Source organism: Deltaproteobacteria bacterium, assembly GCA_016178705.1.
In the GTDB taxonomy this organism is placed as follows: domain Bacteria; phylum Desulfobacterota; class Binatia; order HRBIN30; family JACQVA1; genus JACOST01.
Window position 1 is genome coordinate 158,214 of record JACOST010000028.1, and the last position, 18,040, is coordinate 176,253.

19 protein-coding genes are annotated in these 18,040 nt (G+C 64.2%); 8 read left to right on the plus strand and 11 right to left on the minus strand.

What is annotated here, in order from left to right; all coding sequences use genetic code 11:
* Positions 1–11: 11 nt before the first annotated feature.
* The 8 genes from HYR72_17760 to alr all read right to left on the minus strand — a co-directional run bounded on the left by HYR72_17760 (position 12) and on the right by alr (position 7,716).
* Positions 12–371 (minus strand): hypothetical protein, encoded by a 360-nt coding sequence (locus HYR72_17760; protein ID MBI1816829.1) that lies wholly within the window; start codon positions 369–371, stop codon positions 12–14.
* An 86-nt stretch (positions 372–457) separates the two neighbouring features.
* Positions 458–1,267, minus strand: coding sequence for an FAD-dependent thymidylate synthase (thyX, locus tag HYR72_17765; protein ID MBI1816830.1), 810 nt, complete (start codon positions 1,265–1,267; stop codon positions 458–460).
* 12 nt (positions 1,268–1,279) lie between these two features.
* Entirely contained in the window at positions 1,280–2,602 is a 1,323-nt protein-coding gene (locus HYR72_17770; protein ID MBI1816831.1) for a DUF1015 domain-containing protein, read from the minus strand.
* Positions 2,602–3,234: a threonylcarbamoyl-AMP synthase gene (locus HYR72_17775; protein ID MBI1816832.1), complete on the minus strand. Its 633-nt coding sequence runs from the start codon at positions 3,232–3,234 to the stop codon at positions 2,602–2,604. The genes HYR72_17770 and HYR72_17775 overlap by 1 nt, the downstream gene beginning before the upstream one ends.
* Positions 3,203–3,727: a 5-(carboxyamino)imidazole ribonucleotide mutase gene (gene purE / locus HYR72_17780; protein ID MBI1816833.1), complete on the minus strand. Its 525-nt coding sequence runs from the start codon at positions 3,725–3,727 to the stop codon at positions 3,203–3,205. Before purE ends, HYR72_17775 begins: the two co-directional genes overlap by 32 nt.
* Positions 3,724–5,016, minus strand: a complete 1,293-nt coding sequence (gene purD / locus HYR72_17785) for a phosphoribosylamine--glycine ligase (GenBank protein ID MBI1816834.1) — start codon at positions 5,014–5,016, stop codon at positions 3,724–3,726. The genes purE and purD overlap by 4 nt, the downstream gene beginning before the upstream one ends.
* A gap of 19 nt (positions 5,017–5,035) precedes the next feature.
* Positions 5,036–6,583, minus strand: a complete 1,548-nt coding sequence (gene purH, locus HYR72_17790) for a bifunctional phosphoribosylaminoimidazolecarboxamide formyltransferase/IMP cyclohydrolase (protein ID MBI1816835.1) — start codon at positions 6,581–6,583, stop codon at positions 5,036–5,038.
* Positions 6,580–7,716 carry an alanine racemase gene (gene alr, locus HYR72_17795; GenBank protein MBI1816836.1) on the minus strand — a complete coding sequence of 379 codons (1,137 nt, stop codon included), beginning with the start codon at positions 7,714–7,716 and terminating at the stop codon, positions 6,580–6,582. The genes purH and alr overlap by 4 nt, the downstream gene beginning before the upstream one ends.
* Positions 7,717–7,796: 80 nt before the next feature.
* On the opposite strand from alr, the gene thiS reads away from it, so the two are divergent.
* The 4 genes from thiS (at position 7,797) to HYR72_17815 (ending at position 9,737) form a co-directional block, all read left to right on the plus strand.
* Positions 7,797–7,997, plus strand: a complete 201-nt coding sequence (gene thiS, locus HYR72_17800) for a sulfur carrier protein ThiS (protein ID MBI1816837.1) — start codon at positions 7,797–7,799, stop codon at positions 7,995–7,997.
* Between the two features lie 33 nt (positions 7,998–8,030).
* Entirely contained in the window at positions 8,031–8,804 is a 774-nt protein-coding gene (locus HYR72_17805; protein MBI1816838.1) for a thiazole synthase, read from the plus strand.
* 5 nt (positions 8,805–8,809) lie between these two features.
* On the plus strand, positions 8,810–9,451 hold the full coding sequence (gene thiE / locus HYR72_17810; protein ID MBI1816839.1) for a thiamine phosphate synthase: 642 nt from the start codon (positions 8,810–8,812) through the stop codon (positions 9,449–9,451).
* Positions 9,452–9,527: 76 nt separating this feature from the next.
* Positions 9,528–9,737 (plus strand): ribbon-helix-helix protein, CopG family, encoded by a 210-nt coding sequence (locus tag HYR72_17815; GenBank protein MBI1816840.1) that lies wholly within the window; start codon positions 9,528–9,530, stop codon positions 9,735–9,737.
* 63 nt (positions 9,738–9,800) lie between these two features.
* Here the strand turns inward: HYR72_17815 and HYR72_17820 are convergent, their stop codons facing one another.
* Positions 9,801–10,667, minus strand: coding sequence for an oxaloacetate decarboxylase (locus HYR72_17820; protein MBI1816841.1), 867 nt, complete (start codon positions 10,665–10,667; stop codon positions 9,801–9,803).
* 140 nt (positions 10,668–10,807) lie between these two features.
* On the opposite strand from HYR72_17820, the gene HYR72_17825 reads away from it, so the two are divergent.
* Positions 10,808–11,830, plus strand: coding sequence for a creatininase family protein (locus HYR72_17825; GenBank protein ID MBI1816842.1), 1,023 nt, complete (start codon positions 10,808–10,810; stop codon positions 11,828–11,830).
* A gap of 10 nt (positions 11,831–11,840) precedes the next feature.
* Complete coding sequence (locus HYR72_17830) at positions 11,841–12,785, plus strand: TIGR03560 family F420-dependent LLM class oxidoreductase (GenBank protein ID MBI1816843.1); 945 nt, start codon at positions 11,841–11,843, stop codon at positions 12,783–12,785.
* A gap of 168 nt (positions 12,786–12,953) precedes the next feature.
* Here HYR72_17830 and HYR72_17835 read toward each other — a convergent pair whose 3' ends face one another.
* The gene (locus HYR72_17835) at positions 12,954–13,349 is read right to left on the minus strand and encodes a hypothetical protein (protein ID MBI1816844.1); all 396 of its coding nucleotides are present in this window, start codon (positions 13,347–13,349) and stop codon (positions 12,954–12,956) included.
* 268 nt (positions 13,350–13,617) lie between these two features.
* Here HYR72_17835 and ileS point away from each other — a divergent pair, with 268 nt between their 5' ends.
* Together ileS and lspA are read left to right on the plus strand one after the other, a co-directional pair.
* Positions 13,618–16,407 carry an isoleucine--tRNA ligase gene (ileS, locus tag HYR72_17840; protein ID MBI1816845.1) on the plus strand — a complete coding sequence of 930 codons (2,790 nt, stop codon included), beginning with the start codon at positions 13,618–13,620 and terminating at the stop codon, positions 16,405–16,407.
* Positions 16,404–16,892: a signal peptidase II gene (gene lspA / locus HYR72_17845; GenBank protein MBI1816846.1), complete on the plus strand. Its 489-nt coding sequence runs from the start codon at positions 16,404–16,406 to the stop codon at positions 16,890–16,892. Before ileS ends, lspA begins: the two co-directional genes overlap by 4 nt.
* A gap of 165 nt (positions 16,893–17,057) precedes the next feature.
* On the opposite strand, the gene HYR72_17850 is transcribed toward lspA, so the two are convergent.
* Positions 17,058–17,906, minus strand: coding sequence for a crotonase/enoyl-CoA hydratase family protein (locus HYR72_17850; GenBank protein MBI1816847.1), 849 nt, complete (start codon positions 17,904–17,906; stop codon positions 17,058–17,060).
* Positions 17,907–18,040: the final 134 nt, after the last annotated feature.

Below are 18,040 nucleotides of genomic sequence, written 5' to 3' on the forward strand. Positions count from 1 at the left end.
TCGCACCGGCGTCAACGCCGAACGCGAATGCGCGGCACCAGCCAGCGATCGATGAATCGCGGCTGCTGCAGCGTGCGCGATTCGAGATCGTCAAGATAGGCCTGGACCGCGTCGCACAACTCGTCAATCGCGACGCCGTCGTGTTCCGGACGCAGACCGTCGAGCGTCAGCAGCGTCTGACGCATGAGATTGAGCGCGCCGCGCCCACCACCGCGGTGGAAGAAGAGATGCATCGCGCCGCTCAGCATGAGCAGGCCCTTCGCCAGCAATTCATCGTGACCGCTGATCGTCGGCAAAATCGCCTCGAAGCCAGCCTGACTCTCGATGTAGTCGCCGCGGTTGAAGAGATCGATGGCGGCGCGCAGATCCATGAAGACAGTAGGCAGTGGGCAGTAGGCAGTCGGCAGTCGGAGCGGACCAAACTGCCGACTGCCCCCTGCCTACTGCCGACCGTCCTTCACAGTTGTTCCTGCTTCTCGACGACGTCGTATTCCTTTTCCGACAGGCCGCGCAGCGCCAGCTTGCCATGCTGCTGATACAGCTCGAAGAGTGCGGCCTTGTGCGGGCGGACTTTACCGAGCGGACACTTCGCCCAGTCTTCGTACGATTCGTCGCAATAGCCCATGCGCAGCTCGCCGCACTTGGGCTGGAGATACTGCGCCAGCTCGGGGATCGCTTTCTTGATCTCCAGCCGCATCAGCGCGACCATCTTGCGGATCTCCCACTGCGCGCGCACGCACAGGCGCAGGTCGGCGATGTGGAGCATCTCGGAGAAGTTCACCATCACTTGGAAATTCGTCGGCGCAGCGTTGGGCAGAACGAAGCGCGCATCTTCTGCGGGGATACCGGCCGCCAGCGCCTTGGTGTAGGTGGCGGAGATTTGCGCCGCCACTTGATCGAAATCGCTTGCCATCCCCGCGCGCTTCCACGACTCGGGCATGATGTACTCGAGCTTGTCTTCTTTGAAGCGCACGTAGCGCTGACTCTGCTGCTCGAAGCTGATGCCGATTCGATGGCGGACGAATTGGTGCGACAGCGAGCGCGATACCCCGTGAATGCCGAACCAAAACACCACCTGTTCGAGTGGCGACGCATGGCCGGTCTTCAGCCGTTCGGCGATGAACTGCCGAATACGTTCGCTGGTGATCGCGCCGCTGCGAATCTTCTCCCAAATCTCTGTCGGCGTGTCCGAGGAGTAACAGGTGCGATATGCCCCATAGAGCTTCTCGAACGGATCGGCCGCGACATCGATCAGTTTGACCTGCATCACCCCTCCTCCTTACGCGCTGCGCGCGTCCTCGACCACACTCACCTGCACCTCACGCATGAGCGTGTGGAACACCAACCCCGTGAGCAGCTTCGGATAGAAGTACGTCGACTTCTGCGGCATGGTCTCCCCCGAGCGACACACGGCCTCCACCTGCGCCAGATCGGGCGGGCCGAGCAGGAACGCCACCTGGTCGATGCGCGCGTCGACGGCGTCGAAGGTTTCGCGAGTGTCGTGACAATATCGCAGTTGACCCGCGCGCGCGGCGGCGTCGGGGTCGAGGCCGAGCATACCGCGCAGAATGAGGCGATCGAGCAGCGTCACGTCGATGTGACGCACTTCCGGCGGCAACTCGGGAGCAATCTGGTCGATGGCCGCGGCGCTACGCGGAGTAATTTCGTACAGCGCCGTAGCGTCGGCCAGCGCCACGCCGAAATGGCCGCGGCTTCCATTCGTGGCCAGCGCGGCCAGTAGACGGTCCTGACCTGCGGCCGAGCGCGGGAACTCATTGACGTGGAAGTTGCGGCTCAACGCGGCGAGGAACTCCTCCGAACGGAGCGCAACACCGCGCAGCAGACGATGCGTGGGCAGCACGAGCAGCCCCGGATCGTCCATGCTGCAGAGGTACATCATGATGAAGTTGGCGGGATCGTCGGGCATCAACCCGCCGCGCCCGTGCAGTCGATCGCGATAGGCGAGCGCGGTTTCGTAGCGATGGTGACCATCAGCGATGAAGATCGTCTGCGCGCCGAGCGTGCGCGTGATCGTGTCGAGTTGCGGTGAATTGCTGATGCGCCAGACGCGATGGCGCACGGCGAACTCGTCGGTGACGTCCATCGCCGGCGCGCCTCGCTCCGCGAGCTGACGGGCCTCGTCAAGGACGCGGCGTTGATCGGCATAGAGGCCGAAGATCGGGCTGAGATTGGTCTGACACGCCTCGATCAGCCGCATGCGATCTTCTTTCGGTCCCGACAACGTACGCTCGTGTGGCCTGATATGCCCCGAGCTGAACGGTTCGAGGCGGACCGTGCCGATGATGCCGGTGCGTACGAACTCGGTGTTGCCGTAGTGAAACGTTTGCCCGTACAGCCACAGCGCCGGCGTGTCGTCTTGCCGCAGTACGCCCGCATCCACCCATGCGCTCAGATGCGCCGCAGCCGAGCCGTAGCGATCCGCGTCGCGATTCAAGATCAAGCGAATGACGTTGTGCGGATCGCGCGCGTAAAGCGCGTCACGATGAGCCTCGTCGATGACGTCGTAGGGCGGCGCGACGACCTGAGAGAGTCGTACTCGACGGTCGTCGTAGCGCAGCGCGTGAAACGGGCGGAGATCCATCACGCCGCCTCGGCGAGTGCGGCCTGCAAGGCGGCGATGGCGATCGCGCCTTCGCGCAGTACCCGCGGTTGATCGCCGGTGACATCGACGACCGTCGACGCCATTCCGCCCGGCAACCTGCCGCCATCGACGTAGCTCGCCACGCGATCACCGAAGTACGCGCGCGCCTGGGCGATCGTCGTCGGCGGTGTCTGGCCGGTCGGATTCGCGCTGGGAGTGGTGAGTGGACTGCCGAGCTTCTCCACCAAGGCGTTCGCGATTGGATGACTCGACCAGCGCACGCCGATGGTGCCGCTGCCAGCGGTGAGGATGTTCGACAGCGATGGGCGCGCCGTCATCACGAGCGTGAGCGGGCCGGGCCAGAAGCGCGCGATCAAGCGCCGCGCGAGCGGCGTGATACGTGCCGCGACCGTATTCAGCATCGCGTTCCCCACGATCAGCACCGAGATGGGTTTGTGGTCAGCGCGAACCTTGAGGGCCACGAGGGCGTCGAGCGCCGCGGGGTTGCTGGTGTCCGCCCCGAGGCCGTAGAGCGTTTCGGTGGGATAGACGATCAGCGCGCCCCGCTGCAATGCCGCCGCGGCGGCGGCGATCGCAGTACTATCGGCTGCGCTGTTGAGCGAGTCGCGCATTTTTTTCCTCGACCTGGCGGCCCAGTTCGGTTTTGAATTCATCGAGCCGCTTGGCCAACGCGGCATCACTGAGGGCGAGAATTTGTGCCGCGAGGATCGCGGCATTCTCTGCACCAGACTTGCCGATGGCAACGGTGGCGACCGGGACGCCAGCCGGCATCTGAACGGTGGCGAGCAACGCATCAAGTCCGCGCAGGCCAGTGGCGTCGAGCGGTACGCCGATCACCGGGAGCGTCGTGTGCGCCGCGACCACTCCGGCGAGGTGCGCTGCGGCGCCGGCGCCGGCGATGATGACCTGCAACCCGCGCTCACGCGCTCCGGTTGCATAGGCCGCCGTCTTTCCCGGCGCACGATGGGCCGAGATGACCTGGACTTCGTACGCGACGCCGAAAGTCTCCAGGCGACTGGCGGCCGCCGACATGACCTCCCAATCGCTGTCGCTGCCCATCACAATACCGACCTTGAGATCGCCTCGGGGATCGCCTTGCTTCATTTGCTCGCTCCGCCGCTTGACCGCTCCAGTGCCCGCCGCCCGATGTCACGGCGATAGTACATTCCGTCCCACTCGATCTGCTTGACCGCACGGTACGCCTCCGCGACCGCGGCCGCAATGTCGCTGCCCAACGCCGTGACACCCAACACACGACCGCCGTTGGTGACGATGTCGCCGTTGCGCGTCGCGGTACCGGAGTGGAAGACCACGCCGTCGCGCCAGCCGCGCAACCGATCGAGACCGAGAATCGATTGGCCCTTGCTGTAGGTGCCGGGATAGCCGTCGGCGGCCAGGACGACGCATGCCGCCGCTCGCGTGTCCCATTCCAATGCGATGTCCGCCAGCCGATTGTCCACCACCGCCTCCAGTACCGTCAGCAGATCACTCTTGAGTCGCAGCAGCAACGCCTGACACTCGGGATCGCCGAAGCGCGCGTTGAACTCCAACACCTTGGGTGATCCGTTGTGGATCATGAGCCCGGCGTACAGCACGCCCTTGTACACGATGCCGCGCTCGCGCAGGCCGGTGACGATCGGGGTCATCACCTCGCGCATGATGCGGTCGTGCAGCTGGGCTGAAACGATCGGCGCCGGAGAGTAGGCGCCCATGCCGCCGGTGTTCGGGCCGGTGTCGCCATCGCCGATGCGCTTGTGGTCCTGCGATGAGGCCAGCGGCAACACAGTCTGGCCATCGGTGATGGCCATGAACGAGACTTCCTCGCCTTCGAGAAATTCTTCGATGACGACGCGGTTACCGGCGTCGCCGAAAATCTTACCGCGCATGATCTCGCTGACCGCATCTTCAGCGTCTTTCACGGATTGGCAAATGATGACGCCCTTGCCGGCGGCGAGGCCGTCGGCCTTTACTACAATTGGTGCTCCGACTTCGTGGATGTATCGCACAGCTTCGTCGATTTCGGTGAAGCTGCCGAAGAACCCAGTCGGGATGTGGCAGCGCCGCATCAGGTCTTTAGTGAACGCTTTGCTGCCTTCGAGTTGAGCGCCCGCACGGGTAGGGCCGAACACGCGCAGGCCGTGGCGCTCAAACTCATCGACGATGCCGAGGGTGAGGGGCAGCTCGGGGCCGGGGATGGTCAGATCGATCCGTTGCGCGCGCGCGAATGCAAGCAGGGCCGGAATGTCGTCGGCGGCAATCGGAAGCAGTTCCGCCAGCGCGCCGATGCCGGCGTTGCCGGGCGCGCAGTAGATCCGGCGGACGCGCGGCGACTGGCGCAACTTCCACACCAAGGCGTGCTCGCGGCCACCGCCGCCGATGACGAGGAGGTTCATTGTTTCGCAGACGCGCGATCTAGTGCTTGAAGTGGCGGACGCCGGTGAAGACCATCGCCATGTTGCGGTGATCAGCGAGGGCGATCACTTCGTCGTCGCGCGTACTGCCGCCGGGCTGGATCAGTGCAACCGCGCCGGCATCCGCCGCGGCTTCGACGCCGTCGGGAAACGGGAAGAACGCTTCACTGGCGACCACCGAGCCGCTCAGGTCGATGCCGAGGCGCTGCGCCCGCGCAACCGCCAAGCGCACGGGATCGACGCGCGAGGTTTGTCCGCCACCGACGGCGAGCGTGCGATCGTCGGTGCAGAACACGACGGCGTTCGACTTGATGTGTTTCGCGATCGGCAGACCGAACGCCATCGCCCGCAGTTCCGTCGCCGTGGGCTTGCGCTTGGTGACGATCTTGCCCTCGGCAGGATTCTCCATGGCGAGATCGGGATCTTGCACCAGGAGGCCGCCGAACACGCGCTTCAAGTCGCGCTCGCTGCGATTGATTCGGTCGGCGTGCCACAACATGAGTCGGCGGTTCTTCTTCTTGCGCAGCAGTTCGAGGGCAGCGGGATCGAACGCGGGAGCGATGAGGACCTCGCTGAAGATCTCATCGACCACCTTGGCCAGCGCGAGGCTCCAACGCTGGTTGGTGATGATGATGCCGCCGAAGGGTGAATCGGGATCGGTGATATACGCCTTCTGGTACGCTTCGGCATCGGTGGCCGCGGTGGCGACGCCGCACGGTGTGTTGTGCTTGAGAATGGCGACGATCGGCTGCGGAGTACCGGGAAACTCCAGCATCAGTTGCATCGCCGCGTTGATGTCGACGATGTTGTTGAACGACAGCTCCTTGCCGTGGAGCTGCTCAGTGATGCGGAGGAAGTCGCCGTAGAGGGCGCCCTGCTGATGCGGGTTCTCGCCGTAGCGCAGATCCTGCGCCTTGTGGAGTTGCAAGTGCAGCGTCTCGCCGAACGGACTCTCTCCGCCGCGGGCGCCGAGGTAGTCGCTGATCGCGCCATCGTAGCGTGCGGTAGCCTGAAAGGCCTTCTTGGCGAGGCGAAAGTTCGTCGTCGCGCTCACGCTGCCATGGTTGGCGCGCAGCTCGTCGAGCACGGTGCGGTAGTCGGCCGGGTCGACGATCACCGTCACGTCATGGTGATTCTTGGCGGCGGAGCGCAGCATCGACGGACCGCCGATGTCGATGTTTTCGATCGCGTCCTCCAGCGTGCAGTTCGGTTTCGCCACCGTGGCCTCGAACGGGTAGAGATTCACCACCACCATGTCGATCGGTTGGATCGCGTTGGCGGTCATTTGTTGACGATGACTCTCTACATCGCGGCGACCGAGCAGACCGCCGTGAATCTTCGGGTGCAGCGTCTTGACGCGGCCGTCGAGGATCTCCGGCGAACCGGTGTAGTTGCTGACGGCGACCACCGGAATACCGCCGTCGGCGAGCGCCTTCGCGGTGCCGCCGGTGGAGAGAATCTCGACTCCGAAGCCGTGCAACTCGCGGACGAAGTCGATCAGTCCGCTCTTGTCGCTGACGCTCACCAGTGCGCGTGCAATCTTGCTCATGCGTTCCTCCCCACCTCGTCATCGTGCAGCACCCGCGTCACGCGTTTGCCAAGTCGGGTGAGCACTTCATATGCAATCGAATCCTGCCAGCCGGCCACTTCTTCCACGCTGATGCGCGCATCGCCCTGGGTACCCCAGAGCACGACCTCATCGTGCGGCTCGACCCCGGCGACATCGGTCACGTCGATCAGCGTGAGATCCATGCACACCAGGCCGACGATGGGCGCGCGTTGTCCGCGCACCAGCACGAAGCCGCGATTCGACAGCCGGCGATCGTAGCCGTCGGCATAGCCGATTGGGATTGTTGCGATGCGGCTCGGGCGTCGGGTGATGAACGTCTGCCCGTAGCTCAGCGGTCGCTCGGCGGCGACGGACTTGAGTTGAATGATGCGGGTCACCAGTCGCATCGCCGGTGCGAGCGCGACCGGACAGTCCGCCATCGGTGCGATGCCGTAGAGCGCGACCCCTGGGCGTACCATTGTAAAGTGGGACGTGGGCTGGACGAGTGCGCCGGTACTGTTGGCCAGGTGAACAAACGCGGGCCGCACGCCCGCAGCCACGGCGGTAGCCAACGCCTGTTGGAATTGTTGGAGCTGGAAGGCGTAGATCTCGTCATCGCTGAGGTTCGCGTTGGCGAAGTGCGAGAAGATGCCGGCCACGACGATTTCGGGCGCGCCGCGCAGGTCTTCGAGCAGCGCCGGCAGCTCCGACGGCGTCACTCCCAAGCGACCCATCCCGGTATCGACTTTCAAGTGCACGGTGAGCTGCCGCCCGCGCAGTGCGGCACGCCACTCGGCGAGCATGCTGCGATCGACGAGGGCGACGCTGAGTTGATGGGTCAGCACGGCTTCGAGTTGCGATCCCATCGCGCCGGCGAGCACCAAGATCGGCTTGCGGACACCTACGGTCCGCAGCTCGATGGCTTCCTCGACCGTGGCGACACCGAAGGCCTCGACGCCCGGTTCGAGCAGCGGCGCGACCAGCGCGGCGCCGTGCCCGTAGGCGTCGGCCTTCACTACCGCGAGCAGCGCCACATTGGCGTGCGCCAGCCCGTTGCGGATGGCCGCGAGATTGTGACGCAATGCCGCTCCATCGATCTGCGCTACCGTGGGGCGACCGGTACTGACATGCATTGGAGTACGTGACGAGTGCGCTTGCGCTACCAAATGCTTCCCAGGTTGTAAAGGTCGTTTGAAGCGTCTATCTTTTCCCCGTGCGTGTGACAGTGAACGGAGAACCGCACGACCTTCCCGCAACGATGACAGTGGCCGATTTAGTGGCGGATCTCGCACTCAGCCAGCGCCGCATCGCCGTCGAAGTGAATTGCGATATCGTGCCGCGAGAGCGTTACGCCACACACCCCTTACGCGACGGCGACGCGGTCGAGATCGTCCACTTCATTGGTGGCGGGTGACACGGAGGCATGACGGGACATGGAGACGAGCCAATGAGTGATGCGTTCGAGTTGGCGGGCCGAAGCTATCACTCGCGTTTGATCGTCGGCACCGGCAAGTACCGTGACTTCGCCGAGACTCGCCGCGCCGTCGAGGCGTCGGCTGCCGAGATCGTCACCGTCGCCGTTCGGCGCGTCAACATTACCGACCCGAAGGCGGAGAATCTGCTCGACTACCTCGATCCCAAGCGCTTCACGATTCTCCCCAATACCGCCGGTTGCTATACTGCCGAGGATGCGATCCGTACGGCGCGCCTCGCGCGCGAGGCTGGGGTGGGCAACTTGGTGAAGCTGGAAGTCATCGGCGACCAACGGACGCTGTTCCCGGATGTGCCCGAGACCATGCGGGCAGCGGAGGTGCTGGTGCGCGAGGGATTCGCGGTGTTGCCGTACATCAACGACGACCCAATCGCCGCGAAGCGAATGGAAGAGTTGGGTTGTGCCGCGGTGATGCCATTGGCGGCGCCGATCGGATCGGGGTTGGGCATCCGTAACCCGTACAACATCCGCATCATCCTCGAACAGAGCCGGGTGCCGGTGATCGTCGATGCGGGTGTGGGCACGGCGTCAGACGCGGCGGTGGCGATGGAGTTGGGTTGCGCAGCGGTGTTGATGAACACCGCAATTGCCAGTGCCAAGGATCCAATTCTCATGGCCGAAGCGATGCGGCTCGGGGTCGAAGCGGGCCGCAAGGCATTTCTGGCCGGTCGCATCCCGCGCAAACTGTACGCGACCGCGTCCAGTCCACTCACCGATTTGATCGAGTAAGCGATCTGACGCCGCCGATTCAGCTCTATCTCATCACGGACCGCACGCAGACCGGCGGGCGCGCGCTGATCGACGTGGTGGCGACCGCGGTGCGCGGAGGCGTCGATGCCGTGCAGCTCCGGGAAAGGGATCTCAGCGCGCGTGCGCTCGCCGAGTTGGCGCGAGCGCTGCTGCCAGTGTGTCGGCAACACGGCGCGCGCTTGCTCATCAGCGATCGCATCGACGTCGCGCTCGCGATCAGTGCCGATGGCGTGCATTTGCCTACCGCGTCGTTCTCGGTCGCCGACGCCCGCCGGCTGCTTGGTGATCGGTTGATCGGAGTGTCGACGCACAGCGTGCGCGACGTGCAAGCGGCGGTCGGGGCTGACTTCGTGGTGCTGGGGCCGATCTACGCCACGCCATCGAAGGCCGAGTTCGGCGCCCCGCTGGGATTGGCGGTGCTGGCGGAAGCCACCCGCTGCGCCACCATGCCGGTGCTGGCGCTGGGAGGAATTACACCGGACCGGGTTGCCCCGGTCGTCGCGCACGGTGCCGCCGGTATTGCAGTCGTGCGCGCAGTGTGTGGCGCGTCTGATCCAGCCGCTGCAGCGTCAAGCTTGCGCGCCGCGCTGACTCGACACTTGCATTCCCCAGAAGAACGAAGCTAAAAGACGAGCAGCGGTCATTCGCTAGGCGGTATTGCCTCTGCGAGTGGTAGCTAAATTGCCACGACGGAAGATCATCATGCGTCCCAGTCTAATGCTCGGTGATTTGTTAGAGCGCGAACCTGTTGCTGAGCGCTTGCTCAGCGTCCGGCTTCCGGTTGAGCTGCTCGATCGCCTTGATCGGCTTGCGAGAGCCCTTCATACCCGCAAAGGCGAGATCGTGGTCGCCATGTTGAATGAAGGGTTGAGCCGGTTCGGCAAGAAGGCTGGTCGCAAGCGCTCCAAGTAGTACACGGACCATCCCGCGTTCCAGCGGTCAATTCACTTTCGGCGCGCGGCGGATGTGATCCCGTCACGTCACGTACTTTGCATCGAGAGCGTATTTCGCCTCGAGGTCGATCAGGGCGTGAAACTCCTCGAAGCCGAGCAGTCGGTCTAACATGTCACGCGTCGTGCCGTGCGCGCGCAAATGCTGGTAGGCCTCGCGCAGCGCCTTGGCTGCCGCGAGCAAGCCGACCAGCGGGCAGACGATCATCTGGAAACCCAAGTCGCGGAGCTCGTCCCTCGTCAATAAGGGGGTGCGACCCTGTTCGACCATGTTCGCCACCAAAGGTACGCCAGGCAGCGCGCGGGCCACGGCGCGCAGCTCATCGACGGACTCCGGCGCTTCGACGAAGACCGCGTCGACGCCGAGATCGCGAAATGCCTGGCCGCGCCGAATCGCTTCATCGAGGCTGACGGCCGCGCGGGCGTCCGTGCGCGCCACGACGAACAGCTCGTCGGGGTTGCGGGTATCCAATGCGGCGCGCAGTTTGCCTAGTTGCTCGTCGACGGGAATAACGCGTTTGCCGCGCATATGGCCGCAACGCTTCGGCCACACCTGGTCTTCGAGAAAAATACCGGCCGCGCCCGCGCGTTGCATGTCGTGGACGGTGCGGATCACGTTGATCGCGTTGCCGTAGCCGGTGTCGCAGTCGATCAGCACCGGAATCGCCGTCGCGTTGCACACCGCCCGCGCGGTGGCGGTGATTTCGGTCTGCGTCAGCACACCGAAGTCGGGTTCACCCAACGCGGTGGCCGCAACGCTGTAACCCGAGACGAAGATTACCTCGAACCCCGCCTCGGTCGCGATCTTGGCGCTCAGGGCATCATAGACACCGGCCATCAGTAGCGGTTCAGGTTGGCGGACGAGATCACGAATGCGTTGCGCAGGGGTCATAAGCGGGGTCCTTCGTTGCGGGCGCGATCATGCACTGCGGCCTCGACGACTGCAACGGTGCTCCCCCGCTGGCTATCGCGCTTGCCTTGCTGATCAGGCCAGTGAGAGACTAGAGTCGATCGCACGCAAGGGAGGACGCCATGCCGGTGATTCGCGCCGAGGAACTGACCTACACGAAAGTCCGTCAACTGGATGGCCATCGCACCGTCTGCTTTCAGCCGATGAGCGCGCTCGAGGTGCACGGGCCGCATCTGCCGTTAGGGATGGACTTCTACATGGCGCGCTGGATGGCGGAGGAGACGGGGCGCCGTTTCGCCGAACGGCATCCCGACTGGACGGTGATTCAAATGCCGCCGCTGCCGCTCGGCACCGACGAGCTACCACTCGCCGGCTCGATGCATGCGTCGCAGCGCACGGTCTACTCGGCCTTGGTGTCGCATGGGCGCTCGCTGGCGCGCGCGGGGTACAAGTACGTGGTGGTGACCAACGGCCATGGCGGGCCGCGCCATGCCTCGGCATTGGAAGCGGCGTGCCGCATCGTCAGCAAGCGCGAAGGCATCAACATGTTTTCGCCGTCGATTCTGACGCTCCACCGCATCATCACCGGCCAGCGCTTCGCGCCAGTCGAAGAGATAATCGGCCGCGCACTCACCGATGCGGAGCGCCGCGGCTTGCTCAGCGGCGAACACGCGGGGAGTTGGGAAACCTCGTTCATGCTCGCGCAACAGCCGGAGTTGGTCGAGCGCGACTATCTGTCGCTCGGGCCCGTGCAGCCGCCGGCGTTCAAGCCGCTGGCGCAGCTCGGCGAGCGCCTCGTCGCGTGGCAAGAACGGCGTGGCCGCGATGCCACGCATCTCAAGACCGTCTTTCACGGCGTGGCCGGCGGACTCGGCTGGCTGCTCAACGCCAAGTACGGCTACGGCGGGCCGGTCGTGTCGTATCAAGGCGATCCGTCGGTCGCGTCGATGGAGATTGGGCACGCTTTCCGCGAGATCCTCGCGCGCGATTGTCTCGAACTGCTCGAAGGGGTGACCGAAGGGCGCCTGCGTGCGGATGAGGTTCGCAGCATCGCGTCGGACCCAGCGCTCATCCAGCCGCAGTTCTGGCGGCGCATCGGATTGGCTGCCGCCGCGGTCTTGGCGCTGCTCATTCTTTGGCGATAGGTGATCCGCGGTGAGCACTCTCTTCGGCGTCCACACCGGTCCGCAGAATTGTACGCTCGACGACCTGCGACAGGTCTGGCATCTCGCCGACCGTTCCGGATTTCACTGGGTGTCGATCTGGGATCATTTCTATCCGGCGATGCTGGTGCCCGGCGATGCCCAGGGCACATGCTTCGAAGCCGTGTCGATCATGACCGCGCTCGCCGCGGAGACCAAGCACGTCCGCGTCGGTTCGCTGGTGTACTGCATCAGCTACCGGCATCCGGCCGTGCTGGCGAATGCGATGGTCACCATCGATCACGTCAGCGGCGGCCGCATGGAGTTGGGTCTCGGCGCGGGGTGGAGTCAGCTCGAGTACGATGCCTACGGAATTCCGTTTCTCCCGATCAAGGACCGCCTCGATCAATTGGAAGAGGGCCTGCAGGTCGTCCGCGGCCTGTTCACGCAAGAGGTCACGAACTTCAACGGCAAGCACTTCACGCTGACCAACGCGCGCTGCGAACCCAAACCGGTGCAAAGGAGCCCGCGCCTGTGGGTCGGTGGGATGGGCGAAAAGCGGCTGCTGCGCATGGTGGCGAAGTACGCCGACGGCTGGAACGTGCCGTTCATCGGCCCCGAGCTATTCGCGCAGAAGAATCAGGTGCTGACGCGCTGGTGCGAGAAGGAGCAGCGCGATCCCTCTGCGATCCTGCGCACGATCAACCTCGGTCTGGCGATCGGCCGCAACGAAGCCGAAGCGCAAACGAAGCGCGATGGGTTGAAGGCACAGTTCGGCGGCGCGCTCAGCTTCATGGAGCCCGGCATGCTGATCGGCACACCGCAACAGGTGATCGATCGCATCGGTCAGTACGTCCGCAACGGCGCCGAGTGGATCATCCTGGCGTTGCGTGCGCCGTTCGACGTGGAAGGGTTACACGTGTTCATTGATGAAGTGATGCCGGTGTTTCGAGCGTGAGGGCGTGACTCGACAGCCTGCGCGCTTGAGTTGGTGGCGGCGGGCGTCCCGCCCGTCGTGCAGGCAAGGACGCCTGCCTCCACCGGTACAAGAAGCCACGCGTTTCTGCCCGACAGCCGGCGTGCAAACACCTGCGAATGCTACTCGGAACGAACGAAGGTGCTCGCATTAGTCGGCCCGGTGCTGGTGTGACGCCACCAGCGCGAGCACAAATCCCACGATCGAAGTGGCAAAGAGCACTCCGATCCAACCGAAGAGCTGCATCGGTTCGATCGGCCCGCTGCCGCGTTCACCAAGATGTTCGAGATGGCTGAAGAAGCTGGCGTAGAACATGCACACCGTGAAACCCCACCCGCCGCAGAGCGGTCCAACCCGCGGCGCCGCCGACAATGCGACCCGACCGCCCCAAAGGAGGAGCCCTACGGCGATGTAGTCGACCAACCACCACGGCCACCACTCCCAGTCGCCCCAGTTACGCCGCACCTCAGCAATTGCGAGAAACAGACCGAAGCCGATCGCCAGGCGCGCGCTCCAAACCAGAACCGAGACTCGACGAGTACTCATGCTTCCCCTCAGTGCGGGGCGGTCGATATCACGTTGGAGTAGGGGAAGCGAAGTCGCCCGTCTTCGCCTCGATCCCGGATATCGATCGCCAGGGTGAGCCGTGAGTCGTGAGGAATGAGTCTCCCCGGAGAAGCGATCCGAATCCGACAACTCACGGCTCACGATTCACGGCTCACGGCTCACGACCACAGTCGTGGGCACCAATCTCCGTGCATCAATTGAATCGTTGCCGACCGGTTGGTAAGACCTCGCAGCGACGCACTCGACCATGGACTACAAACACACCCTCAATCTGCCCAAGACCGACTTCCCGATGCGGGCCAATCTGCCGCAGCGCGAGCCCGAGATGCTGGCGCGTTGGGAAGCGATGCGCATCTATCACCGCATGCAGGAGGCCAACGCCGGCAAGCCGAAGTTCATCCTGCACGACGGGCCGCCCTACGCGAACAACAACATCCATCTCGGCCAAGCGCTAAACAAAATTCTCAAGGACTTCATCGTCAAGCTGAAGTCGATGTCGGGTTACCTGTCGCCCTACATCCCGGGCTGGGACTGCCACGGGCTGCCGATCGAGTTGCAGGTGGAGAAGAAGCTCGACAAAGGCAAGGCGTCGATGGAGCCCGCGGAGATCATCCGCCGCTGTCGCGAGCATGCGCTGACTTTCGTTGACGTGCAGCGCGAGGAGTTCAAGCGCCTCGGTGTGTTCGGCGACTGGGAGCATCCGTACCTCACCCTCGACCCGGAGTACGAAGCCACCGAGGTGCGCGAGCTGGGCCGCTTCATGGCGTCGGGGGTCCTCTATCGCCGCAAGAAGCCGGTGTACTGGTGCCCGTCGTGCGTGACCGCGCTCGCTGAAGCGGAGGTCGAGTACGCGGATCACAAGTCGCCGTCGATCTACGTCGCCTTCAAAGTGGTTGAGCCGTTACCGGCGAAACTGGTATCGCTGCGCGGTCGTGATCTGTCGGTGATCATCTGGACGACCACTCCATGGACACTACCGGCCAATTTGGCGATCGCCTTTCATCCCGAACTTGAATACGTCGCGGTTGAGATCGGCGAGAAGGTGTACCTGGTCGCGCGGGGGTTGCTCGATGCGACCGCGCGCGCGTTGAGCTGGAGCGATCCGCGTGAGTTGCTGTCGCTGCACGGCGCCGATCTCGTTGGCGGGCGCGCCCGCCATCCGTGGATCGATCGCGACTCGGTGTTCTTGCTGGGCGAGCACGTCACGCTGGAGCAGGGCACGGGCTGCGTTCACACCGCGCCGGGTCATGGACACGAAGACTACGAGATCGGACTGGCAAACGGACTCGACATCTACTGTCCGGTCGACGCACACGGCAAGTTCACCAACGAGGTGCCGGAGTTTGTCGGCCAGTTTGTGTTCAAGGCAGACGCTGGCGTGCTTTCGAAGTTGCGCGAGCTCGGCGCATTGATGGCTGAGGAGAAGTTCACGCATTCGTACCCGCATTGCTGGCGCTGCAAGCAGCCGGTGATCTTCCGCGCCACGGAACAGTGGTTCATTCCGATGGAGCAGAACGGTCTGCGCGCGCGGGCGTTGGCGGAGATCGAGCGCGTGCAATGGATTCCGCCGTGGGGGCGCGACCGCATCCGCGGCATGATGGAAGGCCGTCCCGACTGGTGCATCTCGCGCCAGCGTGTTTGGGGCGTGCCGATCGTGGCCGTGTATTGCGATGCCTGTGGCACGGTGATCGCCGATACGCGGGTGGCCGAACATGCCGCGAGCAAGATTGCCCAGCACGGTGCATCGGTTTGGTTCAGCGGCACCAACGACGAGTTGCTGCCACTGGGGTTTCGCTGTCCGTCGTGCGGGGCAAGCGACCAACTGCGCCGAGAGAAAGACATCCTCGACGTGTGGTTCGATTCGGGCGTCAGCCACGCCGCGGTTGTAGCGGCGCGGCCCGAGCTGGGCGGCCGCGCCGATCTCTACTTGGAAGGCAGCGATCAGCATCGCGGCTGGTTTCACACCTCGCTGTTGACGTCGATCGGCACCGGCCGCCCGGCGCCGTACGGCGCGGTCCTCACGCACGGCTTCTACGTCGACGCCGAAGGCAAGAAGATGTCGAAGTCGCTCGGCAATGTCGTGGCGCCGGAGGCGTTGACCAACAAGTACGGCGCCGAAATTCTGCGGCTCTGGGTGTCGGCCGCCGACTACCGAGACGACATGCGCATCTCGCAGGAGATCCTCGATCGCCTGCTCGAATCGTATCGCCGCATTCGCAACACCGCGCGGTTTCTGCTCGGCAATCTCTACGACTTCGCACCCGATACCGATCGCGTGCCGGTCGCCGAAATGCCGGAGCTCGACCGCTGGGCGTTGCATCGCACGCACGCGTTGATTGCGCGCTGCCGTGCCGCCTACGACAACTACGAGTTCCATCAGGTCTACCACAGCCTGAACAACTTTTGTGTCGTCGATTTGAGCGCGCTCTATCTTGATATCGTGAAAGACCGCCTGTATTGCTCGGCGCCAGCGAGTCGCGAGCGGCGCGCGGCCCAGACGGTGCAGTGGGTCATCCTCGACGCGATGGCGCGACTGATGGCGCCGATTCTGTCGTTCACAGCGGAAGAGATTTGGACGCACGTGCCGGCGCAACGCGACAAGACCGAGAGCGTGTTCTTGGCGGGGTTCCCGGCGCTCGATGCGGTTGCGACCGACGACGCGCTGGCAGCGCGTTGGGATCGGTTGCTGGACGTGCGCGCCGCCGTCACCAAGGCGCTCGAAGACGCGCGCAAGAGCGGCCAGATCGGTCACTCGCTCGATGCGCGCGTGCAGCTCGCCGCGAGCGACGGCTTGCAGCCGGCGCTTACCGAGGTGAGTCGTGATCTGCCCGCGCTGTTCATCGTGTCGCAAGTGGAGTTGGTGCCTGAGCTTGCCGGTGAGCCCAGCCCTCTGCTGCGTGATCTCAAAGTGCGGATCGAGTCGGCTCGTGGCGGCAAGTGCGAACGCTGCTGGAACTTCAGCGAAGCGGTTGGCAGCAGCGCCAAGCATCCCGGCCTGTGTGAGCGCTGCCAGCGGGTCGTGGCCACTCTCGCATGAAGTTCGTCCTGGTGCTGGCACTGGCGCTGGCGGTCGTCGGACTCGATCAGGCGAGCAAATCGCTCATCCAACAGCGGATGGAGATGTACCAGTCGATCCCGGTGATCGACGGCTTCTTCCACATCACGTACGTGCGCAACACCGGCGGCGCGTTCGGATTTCTGCACGAGGCGAACGCGGCGCTCCGGTTGCCGTTCTTCATCGGCGTATCGATCCTGGCAGTGGGCGCGCTGCTGTACTTCGTGCGCCAAGTGGAGGCCCGGCAATACCTCTTGCTGGCCGCGCTGGGCGCGATTCTCGGCGGCGCACTCGGCAACCTCACCGATCGCATGCGGATGGGCACCGTCGTGGATTTCCTCGACGTACACTACCGCGGCTGGTATTGGCCGACATTCAACGTCGCCGACTCGTTCATCTCTACTGGTGTGGTCGTGCTGCTGCTGCACTCGCTGTTGGTCGGCGACCAGGTGAAGGGTGACGGGTGACCGGGCGCACCCGGCCCTCGATACGATCGCTTCGCGATCTACTCGGGCAAACGGGATTGGAGTTCTTGAAAGGATATTACCGCTTCCCCGCGTAGTCGCGCTGAGTAGAAGCCGTAGGCTTCGTACCGAAGGGCGACGTATCGAGGGGCGGGGGTCACCCGCATCTCACTTGAACTTCCGCTGCCCCCACCACGGATAGAACGGTGGCATATCGCTGCTGGGCTTCATCGCGAACTGAGCCGGACGTTTCTGCAAGAATGAAGTGACCCCTTCGATGGCATCGGGCGACCGGCCCATGAAGTAGATGCACTTGGAATCAATTTTGTGCGCCTCCATCGGATGATCGGCGCCGAGCATGCGCCAGAGCAGCGCGCGAGACAGCGTCACCGACATCGCGGAGGTGTTGTCGGCGATCTCGCGCGCCAGCGCCCGGGCGGTCGGCAACAGCGCCTCCGGCTCGACCACACGACTCACCAGACGGGAGCGGAGTGCCTCGTCCGCTTCGAACACACGGCCGGTGTACACCCATTCGGCGGCCTGACTGATGCCGACAACGCGCGGGAGGAAATAGCTGCTGCACGCTTCCGGCACGATCCCACGGCGCGCGAACACGAAGCCGATACGGGCGGCGCTCGACGCGATGCGAATGTCCATCGGCAATGTCATCGTGATGCCGACGCCGACCGCCGGGCCGTTGATGGCGGCGATCACCGGCTTCTTCGATTCGTAGATGCGCAAGCTCACCAGTCCACCGGTGTCGCGGTGGTTGTCGATCGTCTCATGCGTGTTGTCGAACGTCGCACCGCCGCTGCTGAGGTCGGCGCCAGCGCAGAAGCCGCGCCCGGCGCCGGTGACGATGATGGCGCGCACCGCATCGTCGCGGTCCGCTTGATCGAATGCGTCGAGCATCTCTCTCGCCATGGTGGCGGTGAACGCGTTGAGTTTGTCGGGGCGGTTGAGCGTGATGGTGAGTACGCTCTCCGCGACATCGTACTGGATCTCCTGATAGGTCATGTCTTACCTCGCTTGATGTTGTGATCGCCCTTGCCCGATGGGACTGTCGAATGTCTCCGAAGCGTAGGGGCGATGCATGCATCGCCCTCCGCATTGTCCACGGCTGCCACGTTGATTGGCGGGCGACGCATGCG